The following is a 16,659-nucleotide window of genomic DNA, read 5'->3' as shown; positions in this document are numbered from 1 at the left end:
ATTCAAGACGCAAACACTCCACTGCGGCTAGTAGTGGTAGCACAGGAGGTACAAGATGAGTAACAAATCCCATAAAGTCTCAGAATTTTTTAACGGTGAAGAAACAAGTAACTTGTTATGGCAATACGTTAAATCTCTGAGTCCGGACACAGTTACCCAACTATCCAAACCTAATTCGGCTGAAGTTTTTCAGGTGATGGAGCGTAATATCATCGGATTATTAGGAAATCTACCTTCAGAACACTTCGACATTACTGTAACCACCAACCGGGAAAGCCTCGGTCAACTACTAGCTTCCGCTATGATTAGTGGTTATTTTTTGCGTAACGCCGAACAGAGAATGCACTTTGAAAATGTTTTGCAAGGAACTGAAGATCATCAAGACAGTCAATAAATAGGTACTGATTTTCCCTGAACTTTAAAATTATTGGGTTTATACCACCTAGAAATTATGGATAGACCCACTAAATTTATTTTTTAACTATAAAATTTTCCCGACCATAAATTTCCCATTCGGCAGATATTTAGCTAAATCTGCCTGTTTTTTTGTACAATTAGATATTTTGCACTGTTCATGTATAGCAACCGCCAAGGTGGTTAGGACACAAACGGATCATAAAACCATTGTAATTAAAGAGTTTCAAGGCTTCCCCCTGCTCCCGGACACTGAGCGGCTTGTACTGAGCGAAGTCGAAGTAAGCCGAAGTGCTGCTCCCCTGCTCCCTGCTATATATTTCTGCCAAATATCAATAATTATTAACTATCTATGAGTGTAATCAGTGCCGATCCGCCCCACAAAATTATTGGTGTCGCTGTAATTTGGAATGAAGATCAGCAAATTTTAATTGACCGTCGTCTTCCAGAAGGTGTCATGGGTGGTTTATGGGAATTTCCTGGGGGAAAACTTGAACCTGGTGAAACCATTGAGGAATGTATTCAACGGGAAATTAAAGAAGAACTAGGAATAGAAATCGAAGTAGGAAAGCATTTGATTACCATTGATCACACTTACACTCACTTACGCGTCACCCTCACTGTACATCACTGTCGTCTGATTACAGGTATTCCTCAAGCTCTAGAATGTGATGCAATTTGCTGGGTAAACTTGGATGAATTGGAAAACTTTACTTTCCCCGCAGCTAATAGTGAAATTATCGCCGCCTTGAAGCAGGGGTAAAGGTTGCAGGGTGTGGGAGGTGTGGGGAGTGTGGGAGGTGTGGGGAGTGTGGGAGGAAAGATTTTTAGTTTCCAATCCCCAAATACCGTAACGATGTATGAACTGAATTAGGTTGAGTCCCGCGATTTTCTACAATGGTTACAGAGACTTTGATTAAAGGTATCAATAAATAAATGTCTAAAACTATTACTGATGTGATGACACGCGACCCAATTGTGGTGCGGACGGAAACTCCACTGAAAGAAGCTATTCAAATTCTGGCAGAAAAACGCATCAGTGGTATACCTGTTGTGGATGATGTCGGTAAATTGGTGGGCATTATTTCAGAAACAGACTTGATGTGGCAAGAAACTGGTGTTACTCCTCCGGCTTACATTATGTTTCTCGATAGTGTGATCTATTTACAAAATCCTGGTACTTATGAACGTGAGATACACAAAGCATTGGGGCAATTTGTCGGCGACGTAATGAGTAAAGATCCGATTACTATTTCTCCCGAAAAAACTGTCAAGGAAGCAGCGCAATTGATGCACGATCGCAGTATTCATCGCTTACCTGTAGTTGATAATGCAGGTCAAGTAGTTGGTATTCTGACTCGTGGTGATATTGTTCGAGCTATGGCTGCTAGTTAGTCAGTTATCAGTTATCAGTTATCAATTTTGAAAATTAGGATAAATAAATGAGTATTACTCCTGACTCTGTAAAGCAAATGCTCAGTTCTGAAGATTTGGGCGATCGCTTGCGTGCAGTGAATCAAGCTCGTGATTTAGAAACAGCAACAGCTTTTGAACTGATTCAAATGGCGATTCGTGACACGAACTCACGAGTGCGGTACTCAGCAGTAAGTCAAATGGATACTCTAGGACAGCAGAATTTACCGTTATCTTTGGATATATTGCGTAATCTGCTTAAAGATCCAGAACCTGATGTCCAAGCAGCAGCAGCAGATTGTTTGGGTGCATTAAAGCTACATGATGCTTTTGAGGATTTACAACAACTCTACAACACAACTCCAGAGTGGCTCGTACAATTCAGCATTATTGCGACATTAGGTGAGTTAGGTGATCCTCGAGGGTTTGAATTACTCAAACAAGCACTCTCATCGGAAAATGAATTAGTCCAAACAGCTGCCATTAGTTCTTTTGGTGAATTGGGAGATATTCAAGCCATCCCCCTTTTAGCTCCCTTTGCTAGCAACTCCGATTGGCAAATCCGCTATAGAGTTGTACAAGCCTTGACTCATTTGGGTGGTGCAAATGCGGAAGCGATTTTAGAAACTCTCGCTGATGATTCAGTAGAAGCTGTAGCAAATGAGGCTAAAAGATACTTGCAGCAAGCCTAAGTATTTTTAGTTACAGCCAATATCCTGTATACGGTAATTTTATGTTTGAACCTAATTATCACTGATTACCAGAAATATTGCTGTATATTGTCAGAGCTAATTAAACATCAATTATACATAACAGCCCAATCAATATTTGATGATTGGGTTTTTGTGTCTTTAAAAACGTGTATTATAGGTATGGTAGAAAAAATACTGAAAAAAATTTTACACAAACTTAGTGTTATCTTTACTGCTTTTTTAAGATAAATCAGAAATTGCGTGTAATAATACCACTATGTAAAGCATAAGACCTTGCCCACCAGAAAACTTAGAGTTGAGTTCTTACTATTTATTAATGTAGTATTTACTTAAATTTAGTAGCCATAAGGCTAGAGCCTATGATTAACTAAATCAACTGTGTTTCTAGAAGGCATCCTATAGGTGTTTTCTCTAAACTTACAGAGTCTCTTCGCTTAAATGTGCCTCATTAGGTAGGTTATGGTTACCAGCCTAGCCTCATCAAAAACTGGCACAAGGTGCAAGTAAACAAGGTGTATTTTTACCCTAAAATTTTGTATCACACACAGCTGTAAACTTTTAGTATAGACAAAAACATGAAAACACTCAACAAAATCGGTATTGGAGTAGCTTTTGCTGCTAGCACCTTAGCCTTCAGCACTGTCGGAATTTCATCTGCTCAAGCCTTCATCGTTGGTGAAGTTAACTTAGCTGGGAATGCTACTATATTCAACAGTCCTGCCTTAGATCCTCTGACAGAGACAGTTTCATTTAGTGAAGCGTTAATTCTAGAAGGAGCGCAAGGTAGCTTTACTAGTCTGCCAGAATTGACGGCAGGACAAGTAACATTAAGCAATCTAGACTTAAACCGTGTTGCTGCTGGTGAATACACTGGTTCAGCAAGCAATCCCTTCATCACTTTTGCTAATGGTTGGACATTTGACATTGATAATCCTTTCACCGCTGTAAGAGCTACATCCCTTACCCCCAGCTCAGGTCTTCTAACCACCGTAACTACCGCATTTAGTGGTAGCTTTTTTGACGGTAGCGGTACAACTATAGGTGCTGGTGTTCTGACCGCTAACAATATCATTAATGGTAGCTTTTCTGCGACTTTGACAGCTACTCAAGTTCCTGAACCTACTACTACTCTTGGACTTGCAGCTTTAGGATTGGGCGCATTTTTTAGCAGCAGCTTGGCTAAAAAGAAGAAAAATCAGGTAAGTGCTTAATACCAGAATTCCCAAAAATTAGGGATGATGGCAGCTAATGTTGACTGTCAGTACGGCTGAGTTCAGCTTTGTGCAGTGTAGCTGCTCATAACAAAAGCAAAAGCTGGTAGTGTGTCACATTAATATTAAATTAATATTTTTCGTTAACCCTTATGATGCTTGACAATTATAAGGGTTTTTTATTGCAGGTGCTTCACTGATAAATTAAGCGCCATAAACTTGAGGCCAAGTTGTAACGACAAAAACGACTACTGCGGCGATCGCCAACACGCCCTGAATCAAGTTTCCAATCAGCTAACCGACTATAATAATACCTATACAAGCCTTAACTGCTAACTATAATTGGCGAGTAAATAAACTCACCAATTATGCCTCCTAGCAGTGGTCTTAATAAAATTCCTAACAAGGGGCTGCCGAAAGGTAAAGTTGGTAGTAATTTTTTTATCGACCGGTTACCGGTTTATTGAGGAATGGTTTTGCGGCGACGAGATACAGCCATACCTGCGGCTACTATGCCTAAGCCCAATAGTGTAGCTGGCTCAGGAACAGTTACATTATTTACTGCTACTGTCGCACCTGAAAAACTTGCATTAATGGTTTGACCCAGACCAAATGCTGTCTGTGCAGCAGACGCGCCCAACAAAGTGGAGAAATTAACGAATCCGTTTGCGTTACTGCCATCTTCAAAAGTTCCAGTGAAATCATACCTGATATCTGATAGATTGGGAGCAAGACCTTGGATACTGGGTGCTTCCACATTAATTAAAGTCAATACTTTCGTTCCATCGAGCGCTCCAACGTCTATTATTGGAGTATTAGTAGGGCCAACAAGGAAGCTGAAAATACTTCCTGTCGTATCTGCAAAGAAATCTCCTTCGGCATTCGATATTGAAATAGTTCCTGGGTCAGGAATAAAGGTTGCGCCCAGGGCGCTAATAGCGGAGTTAGTACCAGCTCCGTCAAAAGTAAAACCACCAGTAAATGCTTCAGCAGAACCAGCAGGAGTGAAGATTGTAGCAGCTACGGGTACGGTAGCTAATGCAGCAAGAGCAGATTTAAAGAAGTTGGATTTAGATGTCATCATTTTAGACTCCTATCAAAAAGTAGAAAACAGTGGGTGTAATTTTTAGTGGCATGATGCACTTACATATATCGACTGCTACTACTTATTTTTTATATACTAAATAGATTAGTATTTGAGTCGAGTATGTATTTATTGCTTCCTTATAGGATAATTACATAAATGTTTCAAAGTAGCAATACTTATGTAGCCAACTTTACCGAACCTTCATTTTTGGTATAAATTACTTAAATAGATTTGTTGAAATAGAATAGACATTCCGTAAATCGAACAGTTTTGTATTCAAGGAAATAATCAGGGTTTTCGGCTAGAATTTTAGCCTTACTTAAAGCAAACGTCTGTTCTAGTCGGCAGAGTCTATTTACAAAGCAGGAGTTTAAAAGCTTGTTATACTGGCATTTCAGCTAATTAGCTTTAAAAACCAGTAAAATATAAATAACTACTAACCCCCATACACTTGAGGCCAAGTTGTAACTACAAAAACGACTACTGCGGCGATCGCCAATACGCCTTGAATCAAATTTCCAATCAGCGAACCGACTATAATACCTATACCAGCTTTAACTGCTAACCATAATTGACGGCGGTAGATAAATTCACCAATAATTGCACCTAGTAGAGGTCCTAATAAAATACCCAACAGGGGACCTCCAAAAGGTAGCGTTGGTAGTAAACCAAAAAATCCCACTATTAAACCCACAATTGCACCGATTTGTCCCCACTTACTAGCACCTGCTTTTTTTGCACCTAAGTAACTGGCTAAAAAATCAACACCAATGCTGAGGACTAAAACTAAAACTGTGACAATTAGTGGTATTTTGATTGCTGCGAAGGAACCACCCAGAATCCCCCAAATAATAATTGAGGTTAAAATTAAACCGCTACCAGGAATACCGGGAACTACTGCACCAATGATACCCACAAGCATGATCAGAATTAGTAGCCAATAAATAACTTGCATAAACTTTTAACTTTCCTCATCAGGTAGTAAAGAAGAATCGAGAGTCACTGCTAACTTATCAGCAATTCCAGCAATCCATTGTTCATCTTGTTTGGTGTAACTGCGGGGTGCATTCGCTCCTAAAATCAAGACACCCTGATTACCGATTGGTTGACAAATTACACCTTGGGTATTTTCTGGTAAATAATCAAATTCTATTCTTCCTGGGTATACATACAGAGCAACTAGATAAATTGGCTTTTGTGTTTCCAAGACTCGTTTTAAGATTGGCCCTGGTATGACTTCGGCTTTAGCAGCGAGAATACCGCGACGCAACAAGATTTTGCCTTGATAGTAAACGATGAGCGATCGCGTGACGGTATTAGTCAATAATAAATGGGATGCCCAAGCTAATTCTGTTTTTACAGCTTCTGGTATATCTGCGGCCAGTACAAAACCTTCTTCCCCAATTAGTTCCACAGTCTCAGGCGATCGCGGTTGTACTTGCTGCCAAATTAAACCTGTTAAAATCAACACTGCACTCAAAATTACACCCACTGCGTCCCCACGCGCTTGTGACTCCGTTAATTCTGGAGTCAGCAAACGGTTAATCAGCAAAAGTACAGCGCCTAATCCACCCACAGCTAAGGGTAAACGCCGTAAAATTCGATTGGGATCAGATTTAGTCATTAGTTATTAGTCATTGGGAAGTTACCATCTTCTCCCCCTGCTCCCTGCTCCCCTGCCTCTTCTACTCTTCCCCAGGTTCTATAATTCGCTGAAACAAATAACCAGTACCTCTAGCTGTAAGGATTAATTCTGGGTTACTAGGATCATCTTCTAACTTGGCGCGCAAACGGGAAATATGCACGTCTACCACACGAGTATCTACATGGCGTTCTGGTGTATAACCCCATACTTCCTGTAAAATTTCGGAACGGGAAAAGGCTTCTCCTGAACGGCTAACGAGTAACTCTAGGAGGCTAAACTCCATTCCTGTTAAGCGAATGCGTTCATCGCCTTTATAGACTTGGCGTTTATTGGTATCTATTTTGATGTTTCCAACGTGAATTACCCCAGAGCTAGGAATACCAGAAGCTCCAGTTTTGTCTACTCGTCGTAATACTGAGCGAATCCGTGCTTCTAATTCTTTAGGGGAAAATGGTTTAACTACATAGTCATCAGCACCCAATTCTAGACCGGTGATGCGATCGGCAACGTCCCCCAAGGCTGTTAGCATGATAATTGGAACATCTGATTCCTTACGCAATTCTTGGCACACACCATAGCCATCAAGCTTTGGCATCATCACATCTAACACTACTAAGTCAGGTTCAGATTTCCGAAAAGTTTCGAGAGCTTCTTCTCCATCACCAGCCGTTACGACATCGTAGCCAATCATGGAAAGGCGCGTTTCCAAAATCCGGCGAATGCTGGCTTCGTCGTCTACCACCAGGATTTTTTCTTTATGGCTTTCCAAGTTTCTCAGCGCTCCCTAACTAGATTTTCTCATGATTAATTTTTAATACCATAATATTAAGATATCATTCCATCAATTAATTGAGAAAAAGCTCTATCTTTTACTATTGTTGGATTCTAACTTTGGCGGAAAAATTAAGTAAATATTAAGATTATTCAATAATTTTTAAGAATGGCAAAGCCCAAAACTTCTTTCGTTTGTAACGAATGTGGAGCAGAATCTTCTCAATGGTTTGGCAAATGTCCAGCCTGCGGTACTTTCAATTCCTTAGAAGAGCAGATTTCCATCCAATCGTCACTAGATATACCTTCTAGGGGAGGAATTAGCAATTGGCAAGCAAATCAGAGTAACGGCAAACCTGCTACTAAACCAGCTAAAGCCAGAGCTTCCCTGACGTTTGACCAAATTACCGATCGCCAAATTGCTCGCTGGGAATCAGGTTATGGGGAACTAGATCGGGTGCTTGGGGGGGGAATTGTTCCCGGTTCGATGGTTCTGATTGGTGGTGATCCGGGAATTGGTAAATCTACTTTACTATTACAAGTATCAAATTCACTGGCGCAGAGATACCGTATTCTCTATGTAACTGGGGAAGAATCAGGACAACAGGTAAAATTACGGGCTTCTCGATTGGGAGTCTCAAAAATTCCTGATTTACCTGGTAATGAGGATGATCAGCCTGAAAATGCAGAAGTAAAAATTCTGACTTCAGAAGAAATCGAAGAAGGTAAAAATGCGGATTTATATGTATTGCCAGAGACGGATTTAGAAGAGATTTTACGAGAGATTGATTCTCTCAGACCTAATTTAGCAGTTATTGATAGTATTCAAACGGTATTTTTCCCGGCACTGACTTCTGCACCAGGCTCTGTAGCCCAGGTCAGGGAATGTACTTCTGCATTGATGAAGGTGGCAAAGCATGAAGATATTACCATGTTAATTGTGGGACACGTGACCAAAGAAGGTGCGATCGCCGGGCCGAAAGTTTTAGAACACTTAGTGGATACGGTATTGTATTTTGAAGGCGATCGCTTTGCCTCCCATAGATTATTAAGAACAGTAAAAAACCGTTTTGGAGCCACCCATGAAATTGGCATCTTTGAAATGGTGCAACACGGACTCAAAGAAGTCTCCAACCCTTCAGAACTATTTTTAGGAAATCGTGATGATCCTGCACCAGGGACAGCCATTGTCGTGGCTTGTGAGGGAACTCGCCCCATTGTGGTAGAATTACAAGCTTTAGTTAGTCCTACCAGTTATCCTTCTCCCCGGCGTGCGGGTACGGGAATAGACTATAACCGTCTGGTGCAGATTTTGGCTGTGTTAGAAAAACGGGTGGGGATTCCCATGTCAAAACTAGATTCTTATGTCGCTTCGGCTGGGGGGTTGAGTGTCGCCGAACCAGCAGTAGATTTAGGAATTGCGATCGCCATTGTCGCCAGTTTCCGCGATCGCATAGTTGATCCTGGTACAGTATTAATTGGTGAAGTCGGCTTAGGTGGACAAGTTCGCTCAGTGTCCCAAATGGAACTACGATTAAAAGAAGCTGCCAAACTGGGATTTCAACGGGCGATCGTTCCCAAAGGTCAAAAATACCCTGATTATGGCATCGAGATATTACCAGTCTCCAAAGTAATAGATGCAATTATCGCCGCCATTCCCCATCAAACTTTAGAAGCCAGTGACTTAGAACTGGATGACGAAGAAGAGGAAGCAGACGAAGAATAAGGGAACAACAAAAAATAAATTCTCAAAAATTTTAGGGTGGGTCAGAATAGCGTAACCCACCATCATCCATGAATTTATCACCTAACGCTGTTCTCTGAAAATCAGACTTTTCCCGTATGACAGCTTCCGTAGTCCAAATCAGCAGCACCTCAAACCTTTCCACCAAAAAACCAGATTTTAACTGTGTCACAATAAATATCAATAAATCTACCGACTTTACCAATGGTGTGGAATCCAGGACAGCAATTATTTGGTGGGCGCTACATAATCCAGAAAAAGCTGGGTGAAGGTGGAGTTGGTATTACATACCTGGCTCAAAATCGACGTAGTGAATTACGAGTTATCAAAACTCTTAGAGAACAAATACTCAATCATCCCGCCTGGAGAACCAAGCAAGATAAATTACGCCAAGACTTTCGGGATGAAGCTTTGCGACTAGCTTTGTGTCACCATCCTCATATTGTGCAAGTAGAAAATGTCTTTGATGAGGATAACTTGCCATGTATGGTAATGGAATACATCCCAGGTGAGGATTTAGGAGAGAAAATCACTGAAGCAGGAGCATTACCAGAAGAGGAAGCACTGCAATATATTCAGCAAATTGGCGATGCTTTGACACTGGTTCATGAAAAAGGCTTGTTACATCGGGATTTAAAGCCAAATAACATCATGATACGTGCAGGTAAGCGAGAAGCTGTGCTGATTGATTTTGGCATTGCCAGACAATTTCTTCCCGGTGGAGTCCAACAACATACACAAAATTTTACCCCTGGTTATGCACCACCAGAGCAGTATTTACCAGTAGAAGAACGGGGAGAATATATTGATATTTACGCCTTAGCTGCTACCTTGTATACTTTGCTGACAGCAGAATTGCCTATGCCAGCACCAGCCAGATTGCAAAATTTTACCCTACAACCACCAAAAGATTTCAATCCCAATGTCAGTGACAGGGTGAATGAAGCAATTATGAAAGGGATGGCGCTAAATTACAAGTTTCGTCCCCAGTCAGTGGCAGAGTTTTTGGATTTATTGGGCGCAGGGATAAAATCACAACCAGTCATATCTCATCCCCATACACCCCCATCTTGGGAATGTGTTCACGATATTCTAGGTATTGATGGAATAATAGCCTTTAACCCCAAGGAAGATATGCTCGCAAGTGTAGCTGGTATTGCTATTCACTTGTTGTCGGCAACTACAGGTAAACTTATCCGCACCTTGACTGGTCATTCCTCGTATATTCGTTCCGTAGCCTTCAGTAGTGATGGTCAGTTTCTCGCTAGTGGTAGTGATGACAAAACTATCAAATTATGGGATGTAGCAACAGGCAAAGAAATTTCTACTCTCTCTGGTCATTCCGACTCAGTTTATTCAGTAGACTTCAGTAGTGATGTGGCGTTTCTTGCTAGTGGTAGTGAGGACGAGACTATCAAATTGTGGAATGTGGCCACAGGCAAAGAAATTTATACACTCTCAGGTCATTTCGACGGGGTTGATTCCGTAGCCTTCAGCCCCAATGGGCAGTTTCTCGCTAGTGCTAGTGGGGGCAACACTCTCAATATCAAATTGTGGAATGTGGCAACAGGCACAGAAATTTACACTCTTTTTGGTCATTCCTGGGGGGTTACTTCCGTAGCTTTCAGCTCAGATGGGCAAATTCTTGCTAGTGGTAGTAATGACAAAACTATCAAATTGTGGAATGTCACCATCGGCAAAGAAATTCGCACTTTCTCTGGTCATTCCCACTCGGTTAATTCCGTAGCCTTCAGCCATGATGGGCAGTTTCTCGCTAGTTGTAGTGAGAACACTATCAAATTGTGGTCTGTTACCACCGGGAAAGAAATTCGTACCCTCTCTGGTGATTATGGCTCGCTTGTAGCCTTCAGTAGAGATGGGCAGTTTCTCGTTAATGCTAGTAGTTTCTACGGCACAATCAAACTTTTATCAGTGGAAACAGGCAAAGAAGTTTACACCCTCTCTGGTGATTCCTCCTGGGTTAGTTCTGTAGCCTTCAGTCATGATGAGAAAATTTTAGCTAGTGGTAGTTGGAACTTCAATATCAAACTGTGGTCTGTTAATACAGGTAAAGAAATTTGTAGGCTCAGTGGTCATGATGGCTTTGTTTATTCCGTAGCCTTCAGTAATAATGGGCAAATTCTCGCTAGTGGTAGTGACGACAACACTATCAAATTGTGGTCTGTGACCACTGGCAAAGAAATTTACACTCTCTGTGGTCATTCTTCCTCTGTTAATTGCGTAGCCTTCAGTAGAGATGGGCAATTTCTCGCTAGTGGTAGTAGTGACAACACTATTAAATTGTGGTCTGTGACAACCGGGGAAGAAATTTACACTCTCTCTGGTCATTCTGATTCAGTTATTTCACTAGCCTTTAGTAGAGATGGGCAGTTTGTCGCTAGTGGTAGTGAGGACAACACTATCAAATTGTGGAATGTGATCACAGGGAAAGAAATGTACACTTTCTCTGGTCATTCCTACGTGGTTGGTTCTGTAGCCTTCAGTAGAGATGGGCAATTTCTCGCTAGTGGTAGTTGGGACGGCATAATCAAACTTTGGTGTCTGAATACAGGGCAAGAAATTCGTAACCTCATTGATGATGATTGTAATTATTGGTTTACGTCGTTAGCTTTCAGTGAAGATGGGCAGTTTATAGCTAGTGGTAGTGATGATAAAACTATCAAATTGTGGTCTATGACAACAGGGAAAGAAATTTACACACTCAGTCATTTTGATCATGTTTATTCCCTCGCCTTTAGCCCCGATGGAAATTGGCTGGCTGCTGGAGACAGTAGCGGAAATATCAAAATTTGGCGATCATCGCACTCAAATATTTGAGAAATGTTGGGCTTCCTCTCGTCCACCCAACTGACTAGCATTATTCTTTTGGCGTTTCCGGTGTTGGTGTAGCTTCCGGTGTTGGCGTAGCTTCTGGTGTTGGTGTAGCTTCCGGTGTTGGTGTAGTTTCAGGCTTTGGTGTAGTTTCAGGCTTTGGTGTAGTTTCCGGTTTCGGCATTTCAGGTGTTGGCGTAGCTTCCGGTGTTGGTGTAGCTTCCGGTTTTGGTGTTGGTTTTGGCGTAGCTTCAGGCTTTGGTGTTGGTTTTGGCGTAGCTTCAGGCTTTGGTGTTGGTTTTGGTGTAGCTTCAGGCTTTGGTGTTGGTTTTGGTGTAGCTTCCGGTTTTGGTGTTGGTTTTGGCGTAGCTTCAGGCTTTGGTGTTGGTTTTGGTGTAGCTTCCGGTTTTGGCTTTGGTGTGGGCTGACTTATAGTTTTCTTCGCTTCTTCATTCAACCTCTGACGAAATCGTAAATTAGCAATACCGGTTGCTTCCATTCCAAATTTCATCTGAGCTTCGGTTACAGCCGCTTCTGTCTGAATTACATAAAACTGATCACGTGGTAAAAGAGTATCAGGCTTAATAACTACATTCAGATTTGCTTGCAAAATTTTCACTATATTAGCGGCAAAATCTTGAGTTGCTGGCCCTGCTACACCATCAACAGTCAGTTTGTAACCCTTTTGAAATTCACGAATTGCTTTTCTGGTTTCGTCATCTGTGAGAGGCGTGTTTGTCACTTTCACCTCATAGCCTAATCCTCGCAACACAGCCCGAAACTCAGCAGGAGTATAATTACGTTGACGAGCCGCAAGAGTTGTATCTGCAACTACCAAACTAGCAGTTACTACGCAAGCGATCGCTATGCTAGATTTTCCAAGTCCACACCACATATTTTCAAACTCCTCTCGTGTAAATTAAGACTCTTCAGAAGTATATAGAAATTTACAGACAAATGTTACGCTCGTTAAAAAATTATGTTGAATATTATAAATAATTATTGATTTATGTAAATTTAGCTAATGGCATATAACCGAATATCTGAACAAATATATTTGCCATCATCTTCTAGGAGGATATTAATTTACTCATGATCATAGGCTGAATTAATATGCAACCATAATACATAGATTTTTATGTATAAGAATACAGAAACAATGGCTAAAAGAAAATCACCACAACGGCGAAACCTGATATTTGAAAGGTTAATGGCACTTATTGCCACAGTGAATTTATCCTTAGTATTGTTTGATTTGAGTTATGTACCTTGGCGAGATTTCTATTTGCGGAACCTCCCCGAAGTTACCAAAATTTATGATCCCGTGAAAGGAATTGAAAACCATAGAGAAACCAGTCAGTATTTGAACACAGTTAATGCACTCCAAGAACAAGTGAGTCAAACTGGGTTAAATTCACCAGAAGCAAAAACTAAGTTAGAAGAAATTGGCCGTCTGAGCGGCGACATGATTGATAGTAATCCATTTGCGGCAGCCGATAAAAGTGGTAACTTTGAAAAAGCCAAAAATCGGATGCGCGATCGCATTGGTGAAGAATCTGCAAAACAGTCATTTTCGCAATTTTGGAGTAACGAATATTTATTACAACAGGGCTGGAACCAAGAAATAGAGTTCTTTAACCGACAAATTCGCCCTTTAATAGCCAGTAACTACTTCCGTCGCATCGGCGAAAATGGCGAACTAGTGAACAATTTTTGGCTAATTGACTTACCCTTTGTATTGCTATTTGGCGCAGAGTTACTAGCACGTTCCTTTTATTTGCGCCGTCGTCATCCTAGTTTTACCTGGGTGAATGCCGTATTGTGGCGGTGGTACGACCTATTTTTCCTGTTACCTTTTATGCGGTGGTTACGTATCCTACCCGTGATGATTCGCCTTGACCAAGGGCATTTATTGAATTTACAACCATTACGACAGCAAATAAATCAATCAATCTTGGCTAATTTTGCCGAAGAACTCACAGAAATAGTTGTAATCAGAGTCATTAACCAGATTCAGGGTTCAATTAAACGCGGTGATGTTACCAGCTGGCTAACACAAAAAGAAAATCTGCGACCCTACATAGACATTAATAATACCAACGAAGTAGAGGCGATCGCCGGAATCGTTATTCAAACAGTAGTCTATCAAATCCTGCCCAAAATTCAACCAGAAATCATTGCCATTTTACGCCACAATATCGGCACAAGCATCAATCAAGTTCCCATCTACCGCAACCTCCACAACATTCCGGGGATAGGAAATATGCAAAATCAACTCAGCGAACAACTAGCAACTCAAATCACCACCAACCTTTACAGCGCCCTCACTGCGGCCATAGAAGATCCCGTGGGAGCAAAACTTTCTACTCAGCTAGCGGAAAGCTTTACAAAAGCCTTGGGAGAAGAAGTACAGCAAAAACACCTACTTGCTGAAATTCAAAGCTTAATGTCTGACTTCCTCGAAGAAGTCAAGCTCAACTATGTCCAGCGCCTATCTCAAGAAGACATAGACCAAATTATGGAGCAAACAAGACAGTTAAGAAATCAACCATCAATTCAGACACCAGCAGATAACGGTACTGTTCTCCCACCCAAGCAGAAAAATTATTAAAGACCAGGGAGATCAGCCATTGACTAATGACTATTGACTATTAAAGAAATGCGCTAAACTCGGAATAGAGACGGAGCATTATTGATTCGTCACAACTAAACGCAATTACAATACCTATCCTAGTGGTAGATATTCTAAGCGTGTAGAGGCACCTTGACAATGCCTTTTAAGTCAGTCTTAAAAAATCTCAGAGTTTTCTAACCTGAGAGTGTCAAAAGACTTCTTGGAAGATATCCCTATCGCAGGAAGTGGGTCTATGCCCACTTTTTTTATTGAAATTTCGCATGACTCATCCTTTAGTTCCACAAATTATCGATTTAGCGACACCAGTAGCAACAGAACTGGGCTTAGAAGTCGTTGCCATAGTTTTTCACACCAACCAGCGTCCACCAGTATTACGGGTAGACATCCGCAATCCCCAGGAAGACACAGGTTTAAATGATTGTGAGCGGATGAGTCGTGCTTTAGAAGCTTCCTTAGATGCGGCGGAAATCCTTCCAGATGCTTACGTCTTGGAAGTATCCAGTCCTGGAATTTCACGACAATTAATTACAGACAGAGAGTTTATTTCCTTCAAAGGATTTCCTGTGATCATCTCCGCTTCCGAACCATACCACGGACACCAAGAATGGATTGGTAACTTGATTCGTCGGGATGAAACCACTGTTTACTTAAACCAAAAAGGTCGCGTCATTGAAATTCCCCGCACCCTAGTTACAAAGGTGCAGCTAGATGAGCCTGGATAGATCAGGAACTCAGCACTAGGGGCTAGAGACTAGAGACTAGAAGCTAAAGGCTAGGGAGTAGAGTCAAACTTTTCTCTAATCCCCAACCTTTAATGCGTAATTTCCCACTTTCTCCCCTCTTTGTACAGATGGGATGAATCGGGTCTTTCTTATTTTTTAGAATCTGATTTTAAAGGAGATTGCTTATGTCAATGGTTAGTTTACCAGGATTAAAAGAATTAATTGAAAGTATTAGTCGTGAGCGTAATTTGCCTCGTCTTGCAGTTCAATCAGCTATTAGAGAAGCATTACTGAAAGGGTATGAACGTTATCGCCGCGCCCAAAACTTAGAAAAAAGACAGTTTGACGAAGAGTATTTTGATAATTTTGAAGTAGAACTTGATATCGAAGGAGAAGGATTTCGTGTTCTTTCCACTAAAAGTATTGTGGAAGGAGTTGATAATTCCGACCATCAAATTTCCTTAGAGGAAGTACAACAAGTTGCTCCCGAAGCCCAATTGGGAGATTCTGTAGTCCTGGATGTCACCCCAGATCAAGGCGAATTTGGTCGGATGGCAGCAATGCAAACAAAGCAAGTGCTAGCACAGAAACTGCGGGATCAACAACGCCAAATGGTGCAAGAAGAGTTCCAAGACTTGGAAGGAACTGTTCTGCAAGCCAGAGTTTTGCGGTTTGAGAGACAATCGGTGATTCTAGCAGTAGCCAGCAGCTTTGGTCAGCCAGAAGTAGAAGCTGAATTACCAAAGCGGGAACAATTACCCAATGATAATTATCGAGCCAATGCCACCTTTAAGGTATATCTGAAAAAGGTTTCCCAAGGGCAACAACGAGGTCCTCAGTTGCTCGTATCTCGTGCTGATGCTGGGTTAGTAGTTTATCTGTTTGCTAACGAAGTCCCGGAAATTGAAGATGAGGTGGTAAGAATTGTCGCTGTAGCACGAGAAGCTAATCCCCCTTCCCGTTATGTAGGGCCACGGACTAAAATTGCTGTAGATACTCTGGATCGTGATGTAGACCCAGTAGGTGCTTGTATTGGAGCCAGAGGATCACGCATTCAAGTTGTCGTTAATGAATTGCGTGGCGAAAAAATAGATGTGATTCGTTGGTCTCCAGACCCATCCACATATATTGCTAACGCCTTGAGTCCAGCAAGGGTCGATGAAGTCCGTCTCATGGACCCAGAAAGCCGACAAACTCACGTACTAGTGGCTGAAGATCAACTGAGTTTAGCTATTGGTAAAGAAGGACAAAATGTCCGGTTGGCAGCCCGTTTAACTGGTTGGAAAATCGACATTAAAGATCAGGCTAAGTATGATTATGCAGGAGAAGACACCAAGTTCGCAGCCGCACGAGCTAAATATCAACCAGAAGAAGATGAACTGGAACAAGAGGAGCTAGATGATCAAAATCAACTAGGACTAGAAGAGGAAGAAGAAATTTTTGAGACGAGTGATCAAGATTAATTTATTAGT

16 protein-coding genes and 1 pseudogene are annotated in these 16,659 nt (G+C 41.5%); 10 read left to right on the top strand and 7 right to left on the bottom strand.

Going from position 1 to position 16,659, the window contains the following annotated elements:
- The first annotated feature begins 55 nt into the window (after nt 1-55).
- The 5 genes from VB620_RS14260 (at nt 56) to VB620_RS14240 (ending at nt 3,751) form a co-directional block, all read left to right on the top strand.
- Entirely contained in the window at nt 56-394 is a 339-nt protein-coding gene (locus tag VB620_RS14260) for a DUF760 domain-containing protein (RefSeq protein ID WP_323196814.1), read from the top strand.
- A 372-nt stretch (nt 395-766) separates the two neighbouring features.
- Complete coding sequence (gene mutT / locus VB620_RS14255; RefSeq protein ID WP_323196813.1) at nt 767-1,177, top strand: 8-oxo-dGTP diphosphatase MutT; 411 nt, start codon at nt 767-769, stop codon at nt 1,175-1,177.
- Between the two features lie 173 nt (nt 1,178-1,350).
- Complete coding sequence (locus tag VB620_RS14250) at nt 1,351-1,809, top strand: CBS domain-containing protein (RefSeq protein WP_323196812.1); 459 nt, start codon at nt 1,351-1,353, stop codon at nt 1,807-1,809.
- Nucleotides 1,810-1,856: 47 nt separating this feature from the next.
- Nucleotides 1,857-2,519, top strand: a complete 663-nt coding sequence (gene nblB, locus VB620_RS14245) for a phycobilisome degradation protein NblB (RefSeq protein ID WP_323196811.1) — start codon at nt 1,857-1,859, stop codon at nt 2,517-2,519.
- Between the two features lie 596 nt (nt 2,520-3,115).
- Nucleotides 3,116-3,751, top strand: a complete 636-nt coding sequence (locus VB620_RS14240) for a PEP-CTERM sorting domain-containing protein (RefSeq protein ID WP_323196810.1) — start codon at nt 3,116-3,118, stop codon at nt 3,749-3,751.
- Between the two features lie 204 nt (nt 3,752-3,955).
- On the opposite strand, the pseudogene VB620_RS14235 reads toward VB620_RS14240, so the two are convergent.
- The 5 genes and pseudogenes from VB620_RS14235 to rpaB all read right to left on the bottom strand — a co-directional run.
- Nucleotides 3,956-4,187, bottom strand: a pseudogene (locus VB620_RS14235) (DUF456 domain-containing protein); the annotation flags it as partial.
- A gap of 24 nt (nt 4,188-4,211) precedes the next feature.
- Nucleotides 4,212-4,835 carry a PEP-CTERM sorting domain-containing protein gene (locus tag VB620_RS14230; RefSeq protein ID WP_323196809.1) on the bottom strand — a complete coding sequence of 208 codons (624 nt, stop codon included), beginning with the start codon at nt 4,833-4,835 and terminating at the stop codon, nt 4,212-4,214.
- A 439-nt stretch (nt 4,836-5,274) separates the two neighbouring features.
- On the bottom strand, nt 5,275-5,793 hold the full coding sequence (locus tag VB620_RS14225) for a DUF456 domain-containing protein (protein ID WP_323196808.1): 519 nt from the start codon (nt 5,791-5,793) through the stop codon (nt 5,275-5,277).
- A 6-nt stretch (nt 5,794-5,799) separates the two neighbouring features.
- Nucleotides 5,800-6,462 (bottom strand): cofactor assembly of complex C subunit B, encoded by a 663-nt coding sequence (locus VB620_RS14220; RefSeq protein ID WP_323196807.1) that lies wholly within the window; start codon nt 6,460-6,462, stop codon nt 5,800-5,802.
- Nucleotides 6,463-6,523: 61 nt separating this feature from the next.
- A complete protein-coding gene (rpaB, locus tag VB620_RS14215; RefSeq protein ID WP_006196591.1) occupies nt 6,524-7,252 on the bottom strand; it encodes a response regulator transcription factor RpaB in 729 nt (242 codons plus the stop codon).
- Nucleotides 7,253-7,423: 171 nt separating this feature from the next.
- On the opposite strand from rpaB, the gene radA reads away from it, so the two are divergent.
- A complete protein-coding gene (gene radA, locus VB620_RS14210; RefSeq protein WP_323196806.1) occupies nt 7,424-8,980 on the top strand; it encodes a DNA repair protein RadA in 1,557 nt (518 codons plus the stop codon).
- A 31-nt stretch (nt 8,981-9,011) separates the two neighbouring features.
- Here radA and VB620_RS14205 read toward each other — a convergent pair whose 3' ends face one another.
- Nucleotides 9,012-9,170, bottom strand: coding sequence for a hypothetical protein (locus tag VB620_RS14205; protein ID WP_323196805.1), 159 nt, complete (start codon nt 9,168-9,170; stop codon nt 9,012-9,014).
- A 32-nt stretch (nt 9,171-9,202) separates the two neighbouring features.
- Here VB620_RS14205 and VB620_RS14200 point away from each other — a divergent pair, with 32 nt between their 5' ends.
- A complete protein-coding gene (locus VB620_RS14200) occupies nt 9,203-11,836 on the top strand; it encodes a WD40 domain-containing protein (RefSeq protein WP_323196804.1) in 2,634 nt (877 codons plus the stop codon).
- 40 nt (nt 11,837-11,876) lie between these two features.
- Here the strand turns inward: VB620_RS14200 and VB620_RS14195 are convergent, their stop codons facing one another.
- The gene (locus VB620_RS14195; protein ID WP_323196803.1) at nt 11,877-12,725 is read right to left on the bottom strand and encodes a peptidoglycan-binding protein; all 849 of its coding nucleotides are present in this window, start codon (nt 12,723-12,725) and stop codon (nt 11,877-11,879) included.
- A 264-nt stretch (nt 12,726-12,989) separates the two neighbouring features.
- Here VB620_RS14195 and VB620_RS14190 point away from each other — a divergent pair, with 264 nt between their 5' ends.
- The 3 genes from VB620_RS14190 (at nt 12,990) to nusA (ending at nt 16,650) form a co-directional block, all read left to right on the top strand.
- Nucleotides 12,990-14,441 carry a hypothetical protein gene (locus VB620_RS14190; protein WP_323196802.1) on the top strand — a complete coding sequence of 484 codons (1,452 nt, stop codon included), beginning with the start codon at nt 12,990-12,992 and terminating at the stop codon, nt 14,439-14,441.
- A 284-nt stretch (nt 14,442-14,725) separates the two neighbouring features.
- Nucleotides 14,726-15,187 (top strand): ribosome maturation factor RimP, encoded by a 462-nt coding sequence (gene rimP, locus VB620_RS14185; RefSeq protein WP_323196801.1) that lies wholly within the window; start codon nt 14,726-14,728, stop codon nt 15,185-15,187.
- A gap of 185 nt (nt 15,188-15,372) precedes the next feature.
- The gene (gene nusA / locus VB620_RS14180) at nt 15,373-16,650 is read left to right on the top strand and encodes a transcription termination factor NusA (protein WP_323196800.1); all 1,278 of its coding nucleotides are present in this window, start codon (nt 15,373-15,375) and stop codon (nt 16,648-16,650) included.
- The last annotated feature ends 9 nt before the right edge of the window (nt 16,651-16,659 follow it).

Source organism: Nodularia harveyana UHCC-0300, from assembly GCF_034931085.1.
Classification (GTDB): domain Bacteria; phylum Cyanobacteriota; class Cyanobacteriia; order Cyanobacteriales; family Nostocaceae; genus Nodularia; species Nodularia harveyana.
Note: the sequence above shows the minus strand (reverse complement) of the source record. Positions and strands in the feature narration are given on the sequence as shown.

What these genes read in the sequence shown, in the direction of transcription:
- VB620_RS14220 (WP_323196807.1), bottom strand. Translation starts at nt 6,462, where the DNA reads ATGACTAAATCTGATCCCAATCGAATTTTACGGCGTTTACCCTTAGCT.
- VB620_RS14200 (WP_323196804.1), top strand. Translation starts at nt 9,203, where the DNA reads ATGGTGTGGAATCCAGGACAGCAATTATTTGGTGGGCGCTACATAATC.
- VB620_RS14250 (WP_323196812.1), top strand. Translation starts at nt 1,351, where the DNA reads ATGTCTAAAACTATTACTGATGTGATGACACGCGACCCAATTGTGGTG.
- VB620_RS14190 (WP_323196802.1), top strand. Translation starts at nt 12,990, where the DNA reads ATGGCTAAAAGAAAATCACCACAACGGCGAAACCTGATATTTGAAAGG.
- nusA (WP_323196800.1), top strand. Translation starts at nt 15,373, where the DNA reads ATGTCAATGGTTAGTTTACCAGGATTAAAAGAATTAATTGAAAGTATT.
- VB620_RS14240 (WP_323196810.1), top strand. Translation starts at nt 3,116, where the DNA reads ATGAAAACACTCAACAAAATCGGTATTGGAGTAGCTTTTGCTGCTAGC.
- VB620_RS14230 (WP_323196809.1), bottom strand. Translation starts at nt 4,835, where the DNA reads ATGATGACATCTAAATCCAACTTCTTTAAATCTGCTCTTGCTGCATTA.
- VB620_RS14195 (WP_323196803.1), bottom strand. Translation starts at nt 12,725, where the DNA reads ATGTGGTGTGGACTTGGAAAATCTAGCATAGCGATCGCTTGCGTAGTA.
- mutT (WP_323196813.1), top strand. Translation starts at nt 767, where the DNA reads ATGAGTGTAATCAGTGCCGATCCGCCCCACAAAATTATTGGTGTCGCT.
- nblB (WP_323196811.1), top strand. Translation starts at nt 1,857, where the DNA reads ATGAGTATTACTCCTGACTCTGTAAAGCAAATGCTCAGTTCTGAAGAT.
- VB620_RS14260 (WP_323196814.1), top strand. Translation starts at nt 56, where the DNA reads ATGAGTAACAAATCCCATAAAGTCTCAGAATTTTTTAACGGTGAAGAA.
- radA (WP_323196806.1), top strand. Translation starts at nt 7,424, where the DNA reads ATGGCAAAGCCCAAAACTTCTTTCGTTTGTAACGAATGTGGAGCAGAA.
- rimP (WP_323196801.1), top strand. Translation starts at nt 14,726, where the DNA reads ATGACTCATCCTTTAGTTCCACAAATTATCGATTTAGCGACACCAGTA.
- VB620_RS14225 (WP_323196808.1), bottom strand. Translation starts at nt 5,793, where the DNA reads ATGCAAGTTATTTATTGGCTACTAATTCTGATCATGCTTGTGGGTATC.